17 protein-coding genes are annotated in these 21,246 nt (G+C 67.2%); 6 read left to right on the forward strand and 11 right to left on the reverse strand.

Annotation, left to right across the window (positions count from 1 at the left end):
- The 3 genes from AA0Y20_RS15225 to AA0Y20_RS15235 are packed head-to-tail and all read left to right on the forward strand — an operon-like array spanning position 1 to position 4,087.
- The gene (locus AA0Y20_RS15225; protein WP_412935949.1) at positions 1 to 942 is read left to right on the forward strand and encodes a UDP-glucuronic acid decarboxylase family protein; all 942 of its coding nucleotides are present in this window, start codon (positions 1 to 3) and stop codon (positions 940 to 942) included.
- Positions 943 to 983: 41 nt separating this feature from the next.
- A complete protein-coding gene (gene rfbA / locus AA0Y20_RS15230) occupies positions 984 to 1,853 on the forward strand; it encodes a glucose-1-phosphate thymidylyltransferase RfbA (RefSeq protein ID WP_412935951.1) in 870 nt (289 codons plus the stop codon).
- Entirely contained in the window at positions 1,850 to 4,087 is a 2,238-nt protein-coding gene (locus AA0Y20_RS15235) for a glycosyltransferase (RefSeq protein WP_412935954.1), read from the forward strand. Before rfbA ends, AA0Y20_RS15235 begins: the two co-directional genes overlap by 4 nt.
- Here AA0Y20_RS15235 and AA0Y20_RS15240 read toward each other — a convergent pair.
- Together AA0Y20_RS15240 and AA0Y20_RS15245 are read right to left on the reverse strand one after the other, a co-directional pair.
- Positions 4,084 to 6,018 carry a rhamnan synthesis F family protein gene (locus AA0Y20_RS15240; RefSeq protein WP_412935956.1) on the reverse strand — a complete coding sequence of 645 codons (1,935 nt, stop codon included), beginning with the start codon at positions 6,016 to 6,018 and terminating at the stop codon, positions 4,084 to 4,086. The genes AA0Y20_RS15235 and AA0Y20_RS15240 overlap by 4 nt on opposite strands.
- Entirely contained in the window at positions 6,015 to 7,880 is a 1,866-nt protein-coding gene (locus AA0Y20_RS15245; RefSeq protein WP_413331742.1) for a rhamnan synthesis F family protein, read from the reverse strand. Before AA0Y20_RS15245 ends, AA0Y20_RS15240 begins: the two co-directional genes overlap by 4 nt.
- Before the next feature lie 153 nt (positions 7,881 to 8,033).
- On the opposite strand from AA0Y20_RS15245, the gene rfbB reads away from it, so the two are divergent.
- The 3 genes from rfbB to AA0Y20_RS15260 all read left to right on the forward strand — a co-directional run bounded on the left by rfbB (position 8,034) and on the right by AA0Y20_RS15260 (position 10,932).
- A complete protein-coding gene (gene rfbB, locus AA0Y20_RS15250) occupies positions 8,034 to 9,032 on the forward strand; it encodes a dTDP-glucose 4,6-dehydratase (RefSeq protein WP_412935960.1) in 999 nt (332 codons plus the stop codon).
- A 3-nt stretch (positions 9,033 to 9,035) separates the two neighbouring features.
- Positions 9,036 to 10,454 (forward strand): dTDP-4-dehydrorhamnose reductase, encoded by a 1,419-nt coding sequence (gene rfbD, locus AA0Y20_RS15255; protein WP_412935961.1) that lies wholly within the window; start codon positions 9,036 to 9,038, stop codon positions 10,452 to 10,454.
- A 127-nt stretch (positions 10,455 to 10,581) separates the two neighbouring features.
- Entirely contained in the window at positions 10,582 to 10,932 is a 351-nt protein-coding gene (locus tag AA0Y20_RS15260; protein WP_412935963.1) for a GtrA family protein, read from the forward strand.
- A gap of 13 nt (positions 10,933 to 10,945) precedes the next feature.
- Here the strand turns inward: AA0Y20_RS15260 and AA0Y20_RS15265 are convergent, their stop codons facing one another.
- The 9 genes from AA0Y20_RS15265 to purE form a co-directional block, all read right to left on the reverse strand.
- Positions 10,946 to 11,350 (reverse strand): DUF2304 domain-containing protein, encoded by a 405-nt coding sequence (locus tag AA0Y20_RS15265; protein WP_412935965.1) that lies wholly within the window; start codon positions 11,348 to 11,350, stop codon positions 10,946 to 10,948.
- Positions 11,347 to 12,078: a glycosyltransferase family 2 protein gene (locus AA0Y20_RS15270; RefSeq protein WP_412939662.1), complete on the reverse strand. Its 732-nt coding sequence runs from the start codon at positions 12,076 to 12,078 to the stop codon at positions 11,347 to 11,349. The genes AA0Y20_RS15265 and AA0Y20_RS15270 overlap by 4 nt, the downstream gene beginning before the upstream one ends.
- Positions 12,079 to 12,131: 53 nt before the next feature.
- On the reverse strand, positions 12,132 to 14,078 hold the full coding sequence (locus AA0Y20_RS15275; RefSeq protein ID WP_412935967.1) for a hypothetical protein: 1,947 nt from the start codon (positions 14,076 to 14,078) through the stop codon (positions 12,132 to 12,134).
- 187 nt (positions 14,079 to 14,265) lie between these two features.
- Complete coding sequence (locus tag AA0Y20_RS15280; RefSeq protein ID WP_413331745.1) at positions 14,266 to 16,653, reverse strand: hypothetical protein; 2,388 nt, start codon at positions 16,651 to 16,653, stop codon at positions 14,266 to 14,268.
- Complete coding sequence (locus AA0Y20_RS15285; protein ID WP_412935972.1) at positions 16,650 to 17,177, reverse strand: hypothetical protein; 528 nt, start codon at positions 17,175 to 17,177, stop codon at positions 16,650 to 16,652. The genes AA0Y20_RS15280 and AA0Y20_RS15285 overlap by 4 nt, the downstream gene beginning before the upstream one ends.
- 74 nt (positions 17,178 to 17,251) lie before the next feature.
- Positions 17,252 to 18,184, reverse strand: a complete 933-nt coding sequence (locus AA0Y20_RS15290; protein WP_412935974.1) for a glycosyltransferase family 2 protein — start codon at positions 18,182 to 18,184, stop codon at positions 17,252 to 17,254.
- Positions 18,185 to 18,219: 35 nt separating this feature from the next.
- Positions 18,220 to 19,305, reverse strand: coding sequence for a glycosyltransferase (locus AA0Y20_RS15295; RefSeq protein WP_412935976.1), 1,086 nt, complete (start codon positions 19,303 to 19,305; stop codon positions 18,220 to 18,222).
- Positions 19,306 to 19,308: 3 nt separating this feature from the next.
- On the reverse strand, positions 19,309 to 20,751 hold the full coding sequence (locus AA0Y20_RS15300; protein ID WP_412935978.1) for an LCP family protein: 1,443 nt from the start codon (positions 20,749 to 20,751) through the stop codon (positions 19,309 to 19,311).
- Positions 20,748 to 21,215: a 5-(carboxyamino)imidazole ribonucleotide mutase gene (gene purE / locus AA0Y20_RS15305; protein ID WP_412939663.1), complete on the reverse strand. Its 468-nt coding sequence runs from the start codon at positions 21,213 to 21,215 to the stop codon at positions 20,748 to 20,750. The genes AA0Y20_RS15300 and purE overlap by 4 nt, the downstream gene beginning before the upstream one ends.
- Positions 21,216 to 21,246 lie beyond the last annotated feature (31 nt).

Raw genomic sequence — 21,246 nt, forward strand, 5'->3', positions numbered from 1 at the left:
GTGTCATCGAGAGTTCTGATCACCGGCGGAGCCGGGTTCATCGGGTCCCACCTGTCCGAGCGCCTCCTCGCCGAAGGCGATGAGGTCATCTGCGTCGACAACTTCTTCACCGGATCACGCCGCAACGTCGAGCACCTCTTCGACAACCCGCGCTTCGAGGTCATCCGTCACGACGTGACCTTCCCGCTGTACCTCGAGGTCGACAAGATCTACAACCTCGCGTGTCCTGCGTCGCCGGTGCACTACCAGCACGACCCGGTGCAGACCACGAAGACGAGCGTCATGGGCGCCATCAACATGCTCGGTCTCGCGAAGCGCCTGCGCGTTCCGATCCTTCAGGCCTCGACGTCGGAGGTCTACGGCGACCCCGCGATCCACCCGCAGACGGAGGACTACTGGGGCAACGTCAACCCGATCGGGCCCCGCTCCTGCTACGACGAGGGCAAGCGCGCCGCCGAGACCCTCTTCTTCGACTACCGGCGCCAGCACGACCTGTCGATCAAGGTCATCCGCATCTTCAACACGTACGGGCCCCGCATGCACCCGAACGACGGCCGTGTGGTGTCGAACTTCATCGTCCAGGCCCTCCGCGGCGAGCCCATCACGATCTACGGCGACGGCTCGCAGACGCGCTCGTTCTGCTACGTCGACGATCTGGTCGACGGCATGGTTCGCCTGATGAACACCGATCACGGCGTCACGGGGCCGATCAATGTCGGCAACCCGGGCGAGTTCACGATGCTCGAGCTCGCGAACGAGGTTCTGCGCATCACGGGCAGCACCTCCGAGATCGAGCATCGCCCGCTGCCACAGGATGACCCGAAGCAGCGACAGCCCAACATCGACATCGCCCAGCGCGAGCTCGGCTGGAAGCCGTCGGTCGCACTCACCGCCGGCCTCGAGCGGACGATCGACTACTTCCGCGGCGTGCTGACCGCCTGAGTCCTGCGCGCCGCACGGCGCTGATGTGACACCATGAAGACGTGAAGGGCATCATTCTCGCCGGCGGTTCGGGCACGCGTCTGCACCCGATCACGCTGGGCGTCTCGAAGCAGTTGATCCCGGTGTACGACAAGCCGATGGTCTACTACCCCCTGTCGACGCTGATGCTCGCAGGTATCCGCGACATCCTGATCATCACGACCCCGCACGATGCGCCGTTCTTCGAACGGCTGCTTGGCGACGGGTCGCAGTTCGGGATCTCGCTCACGTTCGCGCAGCAGCCCTCCCCGGACGGCCTGGCGCAGGCGTTCACGATCGGGGCGGACTTCATCGGCGACGACAAGGTCGCCCTGGTCCTCGGCGACAACCTGCTCTACGGTCCGGGCCTGGGCTCGCAGCTCAAGCGCTACGCCGACGTCGACGGTGGGGCCGTGTTCGCGTACTGGGTCGGTGAGCCCTCCGCCTACGGCGTGGTCGAGTTCGACGACGAGGGCCGCGCCGTGTCGCTCGAGGAGAAGCCCCGCGAGCCGAAGAGCAACTTCGCGGTGCCGGGCCTCTACTTCTACGACAACGATGTGATCGACATCGCGCGCAACCTCCTGCCCTCGCCCCGTGGCGAGTACGAGATCACCGACATCAACAGCGCCTACCTCGAGCGGGGCAAGCTGCAGGTCGAGGTCCTCCCCCGCGGCACCGCCTGGCTCGACACGGGAACTTTCGACCAGATGACCGATGCCGCCGACTACGTGCGGACGATGGAGCGGCGGACGGGTCTGCGCATCGGCGTTCCCGAAGAGGTGGCCTGGCGTCAGGGCTTCCTCACCGACGACGAGCTGCGCAACCGCGCGGCGACGCTGGTGAAGTCCGGATACGGGACGTACCTGCTCGAGGTCCTCGAGCGCGGTCGGTGACCCCCCGCGCCGTGTCGCCCGGCGCCGTCGTCCGGACGACCCTGCGACGAGCGGCCGTGTTCGCCCGCTCGCGCGTGCGCGAAGTCCGAGGCTCGTGGTGGGGCGGCCCCGTCATCCGTCGCATCGACCGTTTCTGGTGGGCGCGGACCATCGACCGTGCCGGCATCGTCGATCCGGTCGCTATCTCGGCCCAGCGGCCCGGGCTGAGCTCGAGCGCCGCTGTGCGGCATTACGTCCGTCGGGGCTTCCGCGACGGCTTCGTGCTGAATCCGCTGTTCTCCGAACAGATGGTGTCGATGCAGCTCTCCGACGCGGGCCGGGTGCCGGCGCTCTATGCGTACCTGATCAACGACCGCCGCCGCATCCGCACCAGCCTGCTGTGGGACGCCCCCGCCTATGCCCTCGCGCATCCCGACTCCTCTGACGACCCCGCCGGCCCGCTCGGACACGCCTGGCGCAGCCTGCAAGCGGGGTCGGCCCTCGACTTCGGCTTCCCGGGCGACCGGACGACGACGCGCGCGGACCAGATCTCGGCGCTTGTGAAGCGAGCACTCTCCCGGGCAGGACGAACGTCGGCACAGAGCGGCCTCGCGGAACTGACCTCCGCCGATGTCGTTCTCTTGTGGCGCCTGTCCGATCACGAGCGCGACTTCAGCCTCACGGTGGAGACGGCCGCCGAAGCGAGTCGGCGGATCGGCGCCCGTCTCGTCCTCGCCGTGGGCGGCGGACGGCCGGACGCATGGCTGCCCGCCGTGGCGGCTTCCGCCGGCACCACCGGAACACTCGTCATCTCCGATGCCCCGGGAAACTCCGTCGTCTCAGCCGTCACTCGTCATCTCGCTGCCGGCTCGCGCCTGATCGTGCGTGGACCGGGTGACGAGATCACCGCCGAAAGCGTCGTGGCCCTCTCCGCGGCGGATGCCGGAATCACGTCACCGCTTGTCCTCGACGTCGACGGGGTCGTGATCAACTGCGGCCTGGTGCGCCGCGGTTCGCGTGTGCATCCGCTCCTGCAGGGCCACCCCGCCGAGGATGCGCGCGGGCTCGGGCACCTCGTGTCCGTCGACGGCGTCGCCTCGACGACGTTCGCGATGACCGTCGGCGGCTCACAGACTCCGGAGACGGCTCAGGTCCGCACGGACGCGTGGGTCATCTCCCCCGCGCGCCATCTGCCGGTCCACGCGCGCGTGGAGGCAGCCCACGCCATGGCAGACGACCTCGCCGGCCTCGTCGCACGCATCGGCCTGACCCCCCTCAACGACGACGACGCGCGACTCGGCCGACACACGCCCGCGGCGCGGTCTGCGGCACCCCGCCTGCGATGGGCGCTCAAGACCGCCGCACCGGCGGGTCTCGGTGCGGAGTGGTGGGGCGACACGCACTTCGCCCGCGGGCTCGCCGACGCGCTTCGCCGCCGGGGACAGGACGTCGTCATCGACTCGATCGGAGCCCGTAATCGGCCGTCCCACCACCTCGACGACGTCGAGGTGGTCCTGCGCGGACCGGAGCGTATCGAGCCGCACCGCTCGGCTATCTCGCTGCTGTGGATCATCAGCCACCCCGACCAGCTGACACGCGACGAGACCGCGGTGTTCGACCATGTCTTCGCCGCGTCCGAGAAGTGGATCCGATCGACGGCCGGGGCGCTCGGGCCGATCGAGCCCCTGCTCCAGTGCACGGACGTGCACCGCTTCCGCCCCGCGGGCACAGCACCCACCGACCGGATCGTGTTCGTCGGTACGGCTCGCGGCATCCCGCGCCCCTCCGTCATCGAGCCGATCCGCGCCGGCTTCGAGGTCGACGTCTACGGCCCCGACTGGACCGGTTGGATCCCCGCGTCGTACGTCGTCGCGTCCGGCGTGCCGAACGCCGAGCTGCCCGCGCTCTACGAGGGCGCGCGCCTCGTCCTCAACGACCACTGGCCGGCCATGCAGGCATCCGGGTTCATCTCGAACCGACTCTTCGACGTCGTCGCCGCCGGCGGACGTGCGATCAGCGATGACGTCGAGGGGATTGACGAGCTGTTCGGCGGCATGGTCCGCACCTACCGCAGCGTCCCCGAACTTCTCGACCTGCTGCGCCAGGACCCAGCGCGCCTCTTCCCTGCCGGGGAGATCGCCGAGCGGATCTCCACGCAGATACGCGAGCAGCACTCGTTCGACGCCCGCGCCGCCACTCTGCTCGAGACTGCTCTACGACAGCGAGTCGCGCCGGCACCCGACCGACGGGACTAGCGACGACGGACGGGTCGCAGGACCCGGCGTACACGTCGCCGCCACACCACGGACCGGTCGTATACCGCAAGGAGACGCTCCTCCTGGGCGGGTCGGTGCAGTCTCGCGTACATCTTCAGGAAGTCGCGGAACGTTCCCCACTCGAACTCGCCGGCTCGGCGAAGGAACTCGATCTGCTCCATCGTCGAAGCCGGAGGGAGCGTGACCGAGATCTGATCGAAGTTGTAGTCCAGCGCCGTGTAACTGACCGCCATGTAATCGGGGGAAGTGATGGTGCGTGTGTGGTATCCGGCTTCGCCTGCCACGTAGGCGGGGACACGTTCCAGAATGTGCGCCAGCCCGCCGTCGATGTACGCCTCCGCGCCGCCGAACTGGTCGTAGTCCCACGGCTGCTCGACGAGGCGACGCAGCGCCTCGGGACGGGCGAAAAACATCGATCCGTAGGGCGCGAGCGGCGTCCCTTCGTCGACGGGGACGCGCACGCCCATCTTCGCCATCAGTTCGAGGAAACCGGGCTTGTTCGCCCACCACCCGTGGCCCAGGGTCGGATGCCCGATGTGCACGACCGGGGGGAAAGCCATGCCCAGGCCGGGTTCGCGTTGGAAGAGCGCGACGAGGTTCGCGGTGTAGCCGCTCGAGAACAGTAGATTCTCGAACTGCTGGAGCTTGAAGTGACGTCCGACGTTGTCGGAGTCCTGGGGCGTCTTCTTCGAGTGGACCTTCACGACGAGGTCGTATCCCCCGTCCAGCAACTCGTCGCGGCAGCCGATCAGGAACGCGGCCTGATCTCGCCCGTTGTTCGAGGGGAGGACCCGCACCTCGACCGAGCCCCGCGCGGCACGCCGAGACAGGTGATCGCGGATACTACGGGCGCGGTCCTCCTCCGGGGTCGTGATCACCAGGTCGTACGCGCCCGGAAGGGTGTCGATTCGATCCATGATCTCGTCGGTCATCTCGGGGTAGTAGATGTGGGCGACCGCGAGGGTGCGCAACGGGCGGGAGGAGTCGTACGTTCCGTCATCCTCCTCCGCGAGCACCTCGAGCATCGCGGCATCCGCGTTCAGCGTCTGCGGCTCGACGTTTCGCGCGAGATCCTGGTAGATCAGCTCCATCGGATACCCGCGACGCTCAGCGGCCTCGAGTGTCCACCGGCCGATGACCGAGAGCCGGTCCATGAACGGCGGCCATTGGAAGAACGGCCGTCTTTTCAGCGTCGGGCATCCCGCCTCGATGAGCTGCTGCGCGTAGAGCACGGCATTGTTCTCGATCTTGTCGGTCAGGCTCGGGAACGCGACCTCCGCGACGAAGCCGAAGTCGACGAACCTCTCGGTGAAGACCGCCTCGTGCTTCGCGACGGCGTTCGAGTAGCTGTCGAGCGAGGGCAGATCGCGCCAGTACTGGGCCCACTCGTCCGACAGGTACATGTCGCGTCGAACCGCCATCCAGTACGACTGGAGGTGGTAGGCCAGATACGAGTCCCCGGTGAAAGGGTTCGGCTCGACACGTGGGTGGTCGGTCATTCCCCAGAAGTGCAGGGGCCGCTTGTCCATGCGCTCGAACAGCGGGGCGAAATCGCCGATCGGTCCGAACCACGTGTCATTCGCGAGGACGACCTCGTCCCAATCGGCGAGGCGGTCGGACAGGTGTTCGAGACCCTCTTTGTAACCGGTGATGTCGAAGCCGCGGTTCTCACGCACGAGGATCTCGTCGGCGACGGGCTCGAGCGCGTCGCGACCAGCATCGGTGAGGAGGCCGTTGACGACGACGAGGACATGGTCGCAATGGGCGCGCAGCTGCTGGAGCGCATAAGGGATGTACGCCTCGACGTCTCCGCGACGGTCGTAGACGACGTAGATCAGCGCGCGCTTGCCGCCTTCGGGGAACTCCGCAGCCGCGCGGGCCGGGAAGTTCACGAGCTCCGCAGTCTTCATTCCGAGTCCTCCCCGCGTCGCAGTCCTCGCGACACCACACGCCTGACGCGCGACACCACACCGTACCCGCGGCGCGCCGCGTAATAGACCGGCAGCAGCCGCCGCGCCACGCCGAAGTGATTAAGGCGCAGGTACATGCGGAACAACGCCACCGGGCCGCCGAATCCCATCCCGCCGGCACCGTGAAGGAAACGGATCTGATCGATCGGGTAGCCACGAACAGACATCGAGACCTGATCGGTCTTGAACTGAAGCGCGGTGTGGCTGATGCTGGCGTGTTCCGGCGTCAGCACGGTTCGCGTGTGGAACCCGTCCTCGGCGGCAGCCAGCACGACGGTCCGCTCCTGAACGTGCGCGAGTTCACGATCACGCTTTCCGCGACGGTAGTCGGCGTGCCGCCAGCGCGGTTCCACCATTCTCCGGAGGGCGTCAGGACGCGCCACCCACATGCCGCCGTATGGCGCGAGCGGCGAGACGGCGTCCACGGGGACTCGGATGCCCAGCTTGTCCAACAGGCGTTTCGTCGGCCCTTCGAGACCGGCCCAGCCGCGGCCCATCGTCCCGAATCCGATGTGCACCATTGGGGGAAACACGAGGCCCAGACCCGGCTCGCGAACGAACATCTGCAGGAGATTGACCACATACCCGCGGCTGCCCAGCAGGTTGTCGAGCTGGTATCGCCGTGAATAGCGGCGCAGATTCAAAGTCTTCCGCGGCGACGGCCGGTTGTGAAGCTTGATCACGATGTCATGCCCACCGTTGAGGAGCACATCGCGGCAGCCGACGAAGAAGTCGCTCATGTCGCGGCCGGGACCGGGCGGAACAACACGCACTTCGAGGGAGCCGAATCCGAGATCATCGCATTCCTCGAGTCTGGTCTGGACCTGCGCTGCCGTCATGCCGTCGCCCGTCGTGACCAGGAGGTCATAACCGGCGGGAACGTTGCGAATCGCCTCGAGCACCTCCTGGAGTCCGACGAACTCGCTGACATGCAGGATGACGACGATCGCAAGCGAGCTCGTTTCGGCGGTGTCTGTGCGCTGTCGAAGCGGCAGAACGTCGAGCATGCCAGCGTTGGTGTTGAGCGCTTTCGGGGGAACCGATCGCGCCAGGCTCTGTCGGACATACCGGATGGGGAAACCGCGCTCCTCGAGTCGCGCCAGCGTCTCGCGCCCGATCACCGCGTGCTGGTCGAGGTAGGGAGGGAAGAGCCGGAACTGCGCCTTGCCCACGACCGGGCACCCCGCGCTCAACAACGCGTGGGTGCTGAAGACGAGCGGATCACCACTGCGGAAGGCAGAGGCAGGGAAGGCGAATGCGACCTCGAGGCCCGCTTCGCGCAGGGCATCGGGCAGGGCGTACTCGGCATCGTGGGGGCGCTCGGCGTGCGAGGTCCAGAACTCCTCGAGTGCTCCGCTGTCCAACGCTTCATTGCGAAGAACGGTCCACACCCACGGAGCCGTCAGAAGCGGGAAACCCTCGCCCGGGAACGACTCCGGCTGGTGCTTGTGGGCGTTCTCGACGAGCTGCCAGGCCGCGCACGGGACCTCGGCCATGCGGTCGATCACGGCGGAGAAGTCCGAGACCGGCCCGAACCAGGAGTCACCGCTCAGGACGACCTCGGCCGCGCGCCCCGCCTCATCGGCACGTCTGCGAATCGCGTCCCGGTAGTCGGTCGGCTGGAACACCGTCGCGGCCGGCTCGACGACTGCGTCGCAGACCGCTCGCAGACGCTGACGCTCAGCGACCTCCAGGGCCTCGGGAGCGATCACGACGATGTCGTCCATCAGCGGCCGTAACGCCGAGAGCGCGTGGATGACGTGGTCGTCCACCACCGCGCGGGGGCCTTCGACGGCATACATCAGTCGGCGTCGTACGCGCTCTGCCGGTTCATCCATGTCGGCGGACGGCTCCCTTCGCGCCGCAGCTTGCGGCCGCTGAATTCTATCGAGCGAGCGTGAGCGCTCCAGGCGCGTTTCCTCAGCCGTCAGGTGTAGGCAGGTACCCTGGTGGGCGTGTCCACGCTTCTTGTGACCGGCGGCGCCGGGTTCATCGGTTCGAATTTCGTCCACCACGTCATCGGAAACACCGATCACTCGGTGATCGTGCTCGACAAGCTCACCTACGCGGGCAACGCCGCGTCGCTTGCGGGCCTGCCCGAAGACCGGGTGCGCCTGGTGCAGGGCGATATCGCCGACGCGACGCTCGTGGACGAGCTGTTCGGCCAGGTCGACGCCGTCGTGCACTACGCGGCCGAGTCGCACAACGACAACTCGTTGCACGACCCCCGGCCGTTCCTCGACACGAACATCGTCGGCACCTACACACTGCTCGAGGCTGCCCGGAAGCACGACAAGCGGTTCCATCACATCTCCACCGACGAGGTGTACGGCGACCTCGAGCTCGACGACCCGGCACGGTTCACCGAGAACACCCCGTACAACCCCTCGTCCCCCTACAGCAGCACGAAGGCCGGCTCCGATCTTCTCGTGCGTGCGTGGGTGCGGTCGTTCGGGGTGAAGGCGACCATCAGCAATTGCTCGAACAACTACGGGCCGTACCAGCACGTCGAGAAGTTCATCCCCCGCCAGATCACGAACGTCCTGCGCGGCATCCGCCCCAAGCTCTACGGCAAGGGCGAGAACGTCCGCGACTGGATCCACGCCGACGACCACTCCTCCGCCGTCCTGACGATCCTCGATCAGGGCGTCATCGGCGAGACCTACCTCATCGGCGCCGACGGCGAGAAGGACAACAAGACGGTCGTCGAGCTGATCCTCGCCCTCACCGGCAACCCGACCGACGCGTACGACCACGTGACCGACCGCCCCGGCCACGACCTGCGCTACGCGATCGACTCCACGAAGCTGCGCACCGAGCTCGGCTGGAAGCCCCGCTACCAGGACTTCGAAGCCGGCCTGAAGGCCACCATCGATTGGTACCGCGACAACGAGGACTGGTGGGCGCCAGCGAAGGACGGCGTCGAGGCCTTCTACGCCTCGAAGGGTCAGTGACCCGTGGCCATCGAGTTCGGTAAGGCGCTCACGGTCACCGAGACCCCCATCCCGGGGCTGGTCGTCCTCGACCTCCCGGTGCACGGCGACTCACGCGGCTGGTTCAAGGAGAACTGGCAGCGGGAGAAGATGACCGCGTCGGGCATCGACCTGCCCGATTTCGGCCCGGTGCAGAACAACATCTCGTTCAACGACGCGGTCGGCACGACCCGCGGCATCCACGCCGAACCCTGGGATAAGTACGTCTCCGTCGCCACGGGCCGCATCTTCGGCGCCTGGGTCGACCTTCGCGAGGGGCCGACCTTCGGCGCCGTCTACACGACCGAACTCGATCCCTCGCGCGCGATCTTCGTCCCGCGCGGCGTCGGCAACTCGTATCAGACCCTCGAGCCCGACACCGCCTACACGTATCTCGTGAACGACCACTGGTCGCCCGATGCGACCTACACGTTCCTCAATCTCGCTGACGAGACCGCAGCGATCGAGTGGCCGATCCCCCTCGACGAGGTCGAGATCAGCGAGAAGGACAAGAACCACCCGCGTCTTTCCGACGTGGTTCCGATGCCGCCGAAACGAATCCTGGTGACGGGGGCGAACGGGCAGCTCGGCCGCGCGCTCCGCGCCGAGTTCGGCGATCATGCCTGGATGGAGTATGCGAGCCGGGATGACCTCGACCTGACCTCGCCGGATCTCGCCTCCGCGCGCCGGTGGCGCGACTACAGCGCGATCATCAACGCGGCCGCGTACACCAAGGTCGACCTCGCCGAGACTTCCGAGGGGCGCGTCGACGCCTGGGCGGCCAACGTCACCGCCGTCGCCGCGCTGGCGCGCATCGCGACGGCGAACGGCATCACCCTCGTCCACGTTTCGAGCGACTACGTGTTCGACGGCACGAAGGACGGCGCATACACCGAGAACGACCCCGTGTCACCGCTCGGCGTGTACGGACAGACGAAGGCCGCCGGGGATGCCGTCGTGTCCGTCGTACCGCGTCACTACATCGTCCGCACCAGCTGGGTGATTGGCGACGGCAACAACTTCGTCCGCACGATGGCCTCGCTCGCCGAGCGAGGCATCGATCCGAAGGTCGTCGACGACCAGATCGGACGCCTGACCTTCACCGATGACATCGCCCGCGGCATCCGGCACCTCCTCGAGAGCGCGGCCGCACACGGCACATACAATCTCAGTTCGGCAGGCACGGCATCGAGCTGGTTCGACGTTGCGCGGGATGTCTTCGCGCAAACCGGTCATGACGCCAGCCGAGTCAGCGGGGTCAGCACGGAAGACTACTTCGCAGGGCTAGGGCACCCGATCTCGCCGAGGCCGCGCAACAGCGAACTGGATCTGTCCGCACTGGAAGCTACCGGATTCACGCCCGCCGACAGCGCCGACGCCCTTCTCACTTACCTGAAATCGTGACGCTGCCCTGCACGACGCTGGGCCCCGTCTCTCGACCTCACACGGGGGTCCGACGGTGCGGCTGAGCGCACTCGTCCCCGCACCGATCAAGCGGATGTGGAAAAACAGTGCGGTCAGGTACGTCGTCGTGGGTGGCGTAGCCTTCCTCGTCGACTTCGGGCTGCTGTTCGTCCTGCATGACCTCGTCCACATCGACCTGGTCATCGCTACGCCGGTCGCATTCTTCACGAGCTTCGCGCTCACGTTCGTGATGCAGCGGGCGATCACGTTCCAGACCGGCGCCGGATGGGGATCGAGCGCCGTGAAGTACACGGCACTCGTCATTTTCAACGCCTTCGCCACCACCGCGGTCGTCACCGGCATCGACGCTCTCGGTTGGCCGTGGGCGGTGGGGAAAGGGATCGCCGTCGCGTCGACGACGGTGTGGAACTACTTCGGTTACCGCTACTGGATCTTCCCGCCGGCGCGCAGCGAGTAGCGTCGACGCTCTCTCAACCGGCAGGCGCGTCCCGAGGCGGATCACCCTGAACCCCGGAGCCTGCTACCTGGGAATCCATTCGCGCTCGCAACTCGTCCAGGTCAGTACGGAGGATCGCGGACTCCTCTGCGAGGCGACGGATCTCGTCTTCGGCCCGGGACAGTTCCCATGAGAGGTGGAGAGCGACTCCAACGAGAAGCACGATGGAGAGGGCGAAGATGAGGTTCGCCGGCACCTCGACACCCAGCACCTCAGTCAGCTGCAGGAGCAGTCCGGGGAACACGGAGATGACGAGGAGGGCGAGGCCGATGATCAGCCAGAGGGTGGCGTACTTCTCGCGAAGCTGACGCTTCAGGAGAAGGCCGATGATGATCGCAAGGACGACGATCGCAAATGCTATTCCTGCGGCGATGATCATGACTCTGCTTCCACGGGTTTGGCCGGCCCGCGCATCAACGCGAGGCTGAGGGCGAAGACCGATCGCGTCAGGTACACCGTGGCACCGAAGGGGTTCTGACTGGGCCGGCCGAAGGCTCGGGGCCGCATCGCGACCGGCACCTGCGTGACCGTCAAACCCGCGTGCAGCGCGTTCACCAGCGAGTCGACCGTGTCACCGAGGTACTCGGCCGGGTAGTACCGAACGTACTGGTCGATCGCGACCTCATTCGCAGCACGAAAACCACTCGTCACGTCCGTGAGAGGAGTCTTCGCCACCCGGGACAGGACACCGGCTAGCAGCTTCATCGCCCACCGGCGCGGCCCTTTCGCCGAGTAGTCACCGACGTCAGCGAACCTCGCGCCGATCGAGATGTCGGCCACGTCGAGTCCCTCGAGAACGGCGACGATATCGCGCGGATTGTGCTGACCGTCGGCATCCACCTGGATCGCTCGCCGGAAGCCATGCCGCTGCGCGTAGGTGAATCCGGCGCGCATCGCCCCTCCCACGCCCATATTGAACGGGAGCGTCAGTACGGTCGCTCCGGCCGCGCGGGCACGGGTTCCGGTATCGTCACGCGATCCGTCATCAACGACGAGAACGTGATAGTCCCGACTCGCCGCCAAAACCTCTGTCACGGTGTTGCCAACGTTTTCGGCCTCGTTCCAGGCCGGAACGATCACGAGCGTCTTGGGTGACTCTTCAGACATCGGAACCATGTTATCGCGGGCGTATGGTCGCTCTCGAAGGTGACCCTCGCCGGTCACTGCCCGCTCCGGACGGCGTAGATCAACATCGTGCTGGGTCCCTGCTCGACGCTGTCGAGGAGCTCGAGACATGCTTGTTCGAGAGGCGCCTGCGTGAGCACATACGAGACGTGTTCCGCGGCGAACCGATTGCAGGAATCGAACGTCATCTGAATCTGGTCAGGTGCCGGGTTGCGTGGGGCCGGGTCACCCTCGCCCGGAACCCATGAGAGAGTGGCGAGACGGTTCCAAGCTTGCTCCGACGACCCGGTCGGATCGATTGCTTCCCACATCTCGGAGGAGGGGGATCCTTGGACCCCGTTGTAGGACTGTACTCCGGACTCGACGAGCATCATCGTCGTGACGAGCGATGTATTGATGCCTACCCACGCGCCGGGGTCGCGCGCATCGATCTGCTCAATGCGTTGCACGGTCTCAGTCTGGCGGAGATCGAACACTCCCACGTACACCGGATTCACAAGCCCTGATTGCGCCAGGGTCAGCATGAGGAGGCCGGTCGCCGCAGTGAGGAAGCGCCCCGAGGCCATGAGCCACACAATAAGCACGAATGCCGCGGCGAATATCGCTAGCAGCGCCAGATCACGCCGCGCGATGGCATCCACGGATCCCGTAATGTCGACCGCTCGCCAAGCCACCACGCCTACCGACCCCGCCGCGAGCGTCGTCGCGACCACCTTCACCCACAACGGCGGCACGAGACCGCGCGATCGAGCATCGTCGAACCGCACTGCTGTGAGCACCACCAGCACGACGCTGACGACCCCGAACCCGATCCGCATCCGCGCGTTCGTCGTCCTGTCGAGGAATAGTAGATGCGCAAGCGGGTCCCAGCCGGGCACGAGAAGGTACGCGAACATCAGGGCGAGCGCGCCGATCACAGCGATCGCGAGGACGTCGAGCGCAGCGCCGTTCTTCCGGCGAGCCCAGACCAGCCAGCCCAGCACCACCACGAGAAAGACGCCAGGAAGGAAGAAGGTGGAAGCCTCAGAGGAGTTCACACTCAGTGGGGCACCCCGTGTGCGTTCGAGAGCGAAAGACGAGAACGCGGAAAACAATTGCGACATCTCGTTGACGCCGGCTTGCCCGACCTGCTGGAGCCGCTCCCCCGGATAGAGCGTCGAGGTGAATGCCTGGATCGTCTGCAGACGGGTCAGGATCCAGATCACCATCACCAGGCCGCCGGCGAGCCCCGCGACCAGGACCGGCGAGATGTCGACCAGCCGCTGTGTGAAGCGAGGTCGACCGACGTCACGGGCGATGACGGCCCCGAGGCCGAAGGCGGCCGCCACGAGCGTCACAGGAACGATGAACGGAACGTAGATTCCCATCGCCAACGCCGGAGTGACGTAGGCGACGAGCGCGGCCAGTATCCACACGGGTCCTCGCTTCCGCGATCGCAACGACCAGATGATCGCGGACATGACCAGCATCGCCCACAAGGCGGGGTAAAGCGTGAGCGAGAGGTACCACCACTGCAAGAAAGGCGCAAAGAAGAAACCGACCGCCAGCGCCAAGCTCGTCAGCGGGCGCCGTGGAAGGAGTGTGACCGCGAACAGATACGTCGCCGCGATGACGCCGAGGCCCGGGAACCACCAGCGGAATGCCATTGCCTGGTCCAGTGGGAGGAAGAAGAAGCCGAGCAAGTGAGGCCGGAAGGCAGTCGACCAGTCGGCGTTCGGGAGGTCGTTCTGCACGGTCGCGTCCATGCCGCCCGGGAATGTCTCGTTCTCGACGGGAAGCGACTGCTCGACCTGCGAGATCACCCAGCTGGACTGCACGAACCACTCGTCGCTACGGATCTCGCGCGGTTCGCCGGCGACGAGACGGGGATCGTCTCCGCCAGACACCATCGAATGGAGGACGCCGGTCGAGCTGCCCGTCACGCCGAAGGCGACCAGCACCACAAACACACCGGCGAGCAATGCCAACGGCAAAGCCAGCACGCGTCGAGACGGGAGGCCATCTGCCGTGGGAGCGATCCAGCGTTCCCACCTTCCGTCGCCTCTGCGGTCTCGGGTAAAAAGTGCGCGGGGGTCTGGGTCTCCCGGGGATGAGAACATTCGTGCTGCTTCTGTTCGTACGCGGCCAGGAATCATCCGATCCTACCGCGCCGGTGCGGGAACGCCTTGGTCAGGGCACCAAGACGCTGTGACAGCCGAGCGTGGAGTTGCTGCCGGGGCCCTGATTGATCGCGTAGCTGCATACCTGGTGCCGTCCGGGTTTGAGCGCCAGCCTGAGGTCGATGCCATGTGCGTCCCCGAACCCGGGGTACGCCCGCGCGACATCGGGACGTGCGACCGCGGCCGTCGCAACCGCGAAGCCGACACCATCGACATACACATGAACCTGGAGTGATGCGGACGTGTCAGGGTCGATTGTCCAGCCGCGTAGCCGCACGCCTCCGGCCTCGACGGTCACGTCAGTACCGCCGAAAGGCGAATGGTCCTCGACGACGACCGATTCGCAACCGAGGAGCTGGTTCGTGCCGGGGCCGACATTGATTGCGTACGCGCAAATCCGGTGGGTTCCAGGATCGAGCTCGAAAGTCTCGTCTATCCCGTGATCGGCCCCATAACCAGGGTAGGCCCGCGCGATATCGGCTCGAGTGACATCGGCTCTCCCGACGATGGCCGTTCCGTCGATATATGTGTGAATCGTAAGCGAGTCCCGAGTATCGGGATCGATGGCCCATCCCCGCATCCGAACCGATTCTCCCGTGACCGTCGTATCTATGCCGCCGAACGCCTGCCCCGCTCGCACCTCCAGATTGCGACACCCGAGCGTTGAGTTCTGCCCCCAACCGACGTTGATGCCGTAGACGCACACGGTGGATGACCCGGCGGGGGCGCTGATGAACTCGTCGAATCCACTCCTGCGATTCGCGCTCGGATAGATTTTCAGAACGTCGTCTCGGATCACGCTCGTCTGGATCGCACGCCCCGAGCTTCCTCTGTACACGTGAACAGTCATGGGCTCAGTGGTGTTGGGGTCTACAGCCCACCCGCGCACGCGGAAGCCGCCCGGCACCGGGTAGAGGTCATCGACCATTCCCTGCGGGTCGGCGCTCCGCGTGACCTCCACCGTCTGGCAGCCGAGAAGCTTGTTCATACCAAGCCCGACATTGATTCCGTACGTGCATACGTGGTGGCTGCCGACCGGCGTCTGAATGGAAACGTCGATGCCGTGATTCGGCCCGAACCCCGGGAAAACCGCGGCAACATCCGGCCGAGGGCGGTCCGCCTTGTGGACCGACCCCTGACCGTCGATATAGACGTGGATGTCGAGCGGATCCCGGGTGTCGGTGTCGAGCGTCCAGCCGGTGATGCGCACGCCTCCGGTCAACGCCTCGACCGTCGTACCCCCGTAGGGCGAAGCGGTCTCAACCTCGACCGTCTGGCACTCGAAAGCCGTGTCCGACCCTCTTCCCACGTTGCGCACCGTGACGCAGATCTCAGTCGTACCTCCGACGACCTCGAAGTCGGCGCGCATGCCGTGGTTGGGCCCGTAGCCGGGATGAGCGGCCGCGACGTCGGGACGCGGATCGTCCGCGCGGAACTCTCCAAGACGAGCCCCGTTCGCTGTGACGACGACGGTAAGAGCCGCCCCTGGGTCGCTGGGATCGAGCGCCCAGCCGCGTATTCCGACTATCCCTCGGGAGACCTCGACGTTGAAACCACCGAAGGGGCTCTCGTTATTGGCCTGCGTCGACCCGAACCAGTCGGTGTACAGCCGCCAGAAGTTGCGGTTGCCGTACGAGGAACAGGTGTCGCCCGTGCCGTACATGTTGTTGAGCGCGGCCTGGTTCGGGACGTACGGCGTGTAGATGTACAGACCCGCCGTCGCCTGGTTCTCGATGTAGACGCGCTGCGTCCCGCAGTTGTTGTACGGGTGGTAGAGGATGTTGTTCCAGCGGCCGGCCTGGTAGCCGAAGTCCTGCGGGAACGCCTTGTAGATCTTGTACTGCCGGGCTGCGTAGTAGACCTGGTAGAAGAAGCCCAGCGTCGCCGAATCGCAGGGAGCTGTGTCGGGGCACCCCTGCCCGGTCGCCGCCGCGTAATCTCTGGCGGAGGGCGCGGTCGACGTCACAAGCGACTGCTCCTTCTGCAGGAGCACCAGGATGACCTTCTGGCTGATGCCGCACGAGCGGGCGACGCGATCGATGATCGTCGATGCGCTCTCGTTGCCGCGCCCCTCGTACCCGTTGCAGTAACGGTCGGACGGGCGGTTGTCGGTGTTCTGGCGGTAGTCCTTGAGACACGTGTAACCCGACGAACAGGACCGCACCTGGCGCTCCATGAACGCCTGGATCTCGGGTGAGCCCATCGCGTTGGAGTCGTAGAACGCAGCGTCGCTGATGATGTTGCCGGGGTTGAAGTCGGAGCCCGACGCGGCCGCGGCGGCCGGAGCCGGAGCGATCGACGACGACAGTGCCACCGGTGCCGCGACGAGCAGGGCGACGGCGCACACCCACGCGGCGAGGACCGCGACGGACGAGCGGATGCTGCGACGGGCGCTCACTGGCTCGACTCGACGCTCGAGTCGGCGGAACGCGCCCGCGTCGACGAGGACTCGTACTGCACATCGAACCGTGTCGCCGCGGAGTCGGACGCGACGTCGGCCGACATGAGGCCGCAGTACGTCACACCGTTACCTGCCGTGCTGGTGATGGTGGCTACCGCGACGCCGTCGACGCGGAGCGTGCAGGTGCCGTCATCCTCGCTGACGCCGGGGATCATCGCGGTGACCTCGAGGGTCGCACCGCGCTGCTCGGCGGTGACGACGAGGACCTCGCCGTTGTAGGGCGTTTCCACCTCGACCGTCTCGGTCGGGACCGGCACATCCGGCGTCGCGGTGTCATCCGGCGTCGGGGTCGGCTCGGGCGTCGGGCTCTCGATCGTCGAGGTCGGGGCTGGGGTCATCGCACCGCCCACCGGGGTGGCGCAAGCGCTCAAGGCCAGCATCCCGACGACGAGGCCGCCGAAGAGGCGGAAGCTCGTCGCGGTCACCGATGTCGTCGTTCTGCGCGCGCGGGGAGAGGTCACGCAATCATTCTGCGGCCATCATCGCGTTCGCACAGTATCCACGCCGATTCGTCATCCGTCCGTTACGGGGGCGGTCAGCGCGACATTCGGCGGCGCAGACGGCGCAGACGCGACCAGATGGGCTGATGTGCGTCGATGTCGGCGCGGATGGCAGCCCGCTGCTCGCGCTGCTCGCGTCGCAGTGACTCGACCTCACTTCGCAGCTCCGCGACGATGCGGCGCTCCATGGCGCCCAGATAGAGCGGCAGGCCGGCACCGTTGTCGGCCACCCAGGCGCGGAGCTCGCGATCGCGCACGATCATGTCGTCGCGGTCGTGGAGGTGCTCGAGCGCGAACATGCTGTTGCCCTCCGCACCCGACGCGCCGGGGCGTTGGGTCCAGAACGCCAGCGGCGCTCCCCCGATGAAGCCGAGCGTCCCGATCGCGAGGACGCGCAGGTAGAACTCCCAGTCTTCGACGGCTTCGAGCGACTCGTCGTAGGGACCGACGCGCTCGTGCAGCCCGCGACGGTAGAGCAGCGAGATCGGAACCGCACGGTTGACCTCCAGCAGATCGATGAATCGCAACGCCGTCAGATCCGCCCAGAACGGCACGCGGTGCGTCTCGACCCAGCGGCCTGCCCGCTTCTCCTCGTAGACGATCGCCGTCGCGACCCCGACCCCCGAGTCATCCGGGTGGTCGTCGAGGAAGGCGACGGTGCGGGCGAGGAACTCCGGCGCCCAGAGGTCGTCGTCATCGTGAACGACGACGAACTCGGTGTCGAGAGCCTCGACTCCCGTGTTCGCTGCGGCGCATCGGCCGCCCGGGGCCCGCGAGTCGAGCACCGTGACGGTGTCGACGACGGCGGACGCCGACACCACGGCGTCGACTGCGGCCCGATCGCTGCCGTCGTTGACCACCACGATCCGTCGGTCGCCGAAGGTCTGGGCGGCGACGTCGGCGAGCGCCCGAGCGAGGAACTCGGGCCGGTCGGCCGTGCGGATGACGACTCCTACGCGTGCGGGCATACCTCCACCCTAGGAGGCGCCGCCCGGGTCCCGCGTCACAGCTCGGCGTGGAGCGCCCACACCCGCTCGGCATGATCGCGCCACGAGAACGCGCGGCCGCGATCGGCGGCGCGCACGGCCCACCGGTGGAGCTCCTCCGGAGCCGAGAGCACCTCTCCCGCGGCATCCCTCAGCTGGTCGAACGGTGCGATGCGTGCGCCGTCGAGCAGCACCTCGCGATGCACCGGCGAGTCGCACGCGACGACGGGAACACCCAGCACCATCGCCTCGACGGCACGCCAGGGGAACCCCGAGCCGTCGGACAGCGCGATCAGCAGGACGGCGGCGTCGAGGACGGCGGCGCGGTCGGCGGCGTCGAGCCGGCCCGGCACGATGACGCGCTCGCGGTCGATACCGGCGTCGGCGATGGCCCCGGCGATGTCTGCCGGTTCGTCGAAGACGACGACGCTGGCGGTCTGCTCCCCGGCGATCGATGCCAGGACGGCGCGCAACTGCTCCTCGGTGCCGCCGGCGACGACAGCGACTCGATCGGGAACGCCGAGCTCACGCCGCCGCCCGATGGCGTCGGTCGGCACACGGAAGTGCGCCGGGGCGGCACCCGGGATGACGCGGATCCGGCCGGCGAGCTTGGGGGCGATCTCCGCGAGACGGTGCGCTGTCGCATGGGCGGGGACGACCACGGCATCCGCGTGCTTCTCGGCGCGCTTGAGAAGCGCACGATGCGCGAGCAGGGTCGCCCGCGGGAACAGAGCGGGCGCATCCCATGCGGCGAGGTCCCACAGCGTCACGACGGTCTGCTCGTTGTCGTGTGCTCGGTCGTGCTTCACGAGCGGCGCCAGCAGGGTCGGGGCGTGCAGCAGTCCGCCCGCGACGCCTCCCGAGATGCCCATGGGCCACGAGGCGAGCAGGCCGGTACGTGGGAAGGGGGCCCGGACGGTCTGAGCGACGCCGTCGACCGCGGCGGCGGCATCCACGGCATCCGAGGGGACGACGGCGGCGACCTCGCACCGGGCGGGCGCTGTCTCGACGAGCGCGCGCGCCACCTCGACGGAGGCCTCGGCCGAGTCGGCGTCGACGACGTCGACCAGCTGGTCGAGGACGACCCGGAGAACGGTGGTCATCGCTCAGCCCTCCGGAGCGGGGGTCGGCGTCTGCGGGTGGAGCGCGTCCTGCACCATCTGTCGGACGAGCGCCCAGTCGGGGTCCGCCTCCTCGATGCCGTTCTCGGGAGTGAGCTCGATCGTGGTGACCGGCTGCTCCTTGGCCTTGATGGCGATGTCCGCGAGGAACGGCAGCAGATCGGCGGGGATGTCGGTCTGCACGAGCACCTGACCGGCATCGGCGATCTCGGTAAAGCGGTCGAGCACGTTCTGGGGCGTCATCTGGGCGAGGATCGCCTGCTGGAGCTCGCGCTGGCGGCGCATCCGATCGAAGTCGCTCGTCGTGTACCGCGACCGGGCGTACCACTGGGCGGTGTCGCCGTCCATGTGCTGCTGCCCGGCTTCGATCCAGCCCTCGGCCCAATCCTCGGCGCTCTGCCCCTCGTAGCGGGGCCCGCCGCCCTTGGGCAGGCGCTCGACGACGTTGATGTCGACACCGCCCAGGGCGTCGACGAGGTCGGCGAACCCCTTCATGTCTATGAAGACGTAGTACGGGATGGTGATGCCGAGGATGCCTTCGACGGCGTCCTTGGTCGCTTCCACGCCCGGCGACGAGCCGTTGTCCTTCGCATCCGGGTAGAGCGCGTTGCCGTCGCGGCAGATCTCGACCTCGGTCTGCAGCTGGTTGATGCCGCTGCTCCATCCGCAGTTCGGGTCGACGCGTCCCTCATGGATATCGGGGTAGAGGTCCTTCATCGGCCCGGGCGCGAACGGGAAGTGGCCCATGTCGCGCGGGACTCCGGTGATCGTCGTGGCGCCGGTCTCGGCGTTGACCGAGACGACCGAGATCGAGTCGAACCGCATGGAGTCGCGGCCCTCCCCGCTGTCGGCGCCGAGCAGGAGGATGTTGTAGTAGCCGTCCGACGGCGGAACACTCGGCCCGCTCGCCCCGAAAACGGTGCTGAGCGTCTCACGGACCGAATTGACGCGGTCGAAGGTCCAGGCGGCCGCCGATGTCGATGCGACGGCGAGGAGGACGGCCAGGAGGGGCACGCCGATCCGGGCCACGGTTCCCGCGCGCACGAGCTTGACCAGGCGCAGCGTGTCGACGGTGAGCACGATCCACATCACCGCATAGAAGGCGATGATCACCTGGACGATGAGCAGCACGAACCAGTTGGTCGCGAGGGAGAGCAGGAGCGGACGCCAGAGCAGGCCCGTGAGCACCGTCAGGAGTGCGACGACCCACATCGTGATCGTGGCCGCGAGACCGAAACGCCCGAGACGACGGTTTCCCGCCAGCACCTGCGCCGAGCCGGGCAGCAGGAAGTTGAGCACGACGAGCCACCAGCCGCGACGTCCCATCACCTCCGGCGACGAGATGTCGGGATGCCGGAGAGGACGCTCCTCGATGAGGCTCGAGCGCCGTGGCCGTGCGGAACTGCGCGGCGGGGCGCTGACGCTCACAGGGACTCCTTGAGTCGACGGTTCTTCTCCTCGACCTGCTGCTCGAGCCCGCGCGCGTACTCCTCCAGCCGGTCGGCGAGCGCCGGGTCACCGGCTCCGATGATGCGGGCGGCGAGGAGTCCGGCGTTCTTGGCGCCGTTGATCGAGACGGTCGCGACGGGGATGCCGCCGGGCATCTGCACGATGCTCAGCAACGAGTCGAGCCCGTCGAGCGTGGCGAGCTGGACGGGCACTCCCACGACGGGCAGCGGCGTGAGCGATGCCAGCATGCCCGGCAGGTGCGCCGCTCCCCCGGCTCCCGCGACGATGACCCGCAGTCCGCGCCCGCGGGCCTCACGCCCGTAGCGCAGGAGCTTGTCGGGCGTGCGGTGGGCCGAGACGACCTCGACCTCGTGGGCGACACCGAGATCGGTGAGCGCCTGCGATGCGTCGCTCATGACGCGCCAATCGGAGTCCGAACCCATGACGACTCCCACGAGCGGGGCGTCCGACGAA

The sequence above is a fragment of the Microbacterium pratiae genome, from assembly GCF_047302165.1.
Classification (GTDB): Bacteria; Actinomycetota; Actinomycetes; order Actinomycetales; family Microbacteriaceae; genus Microbacterium.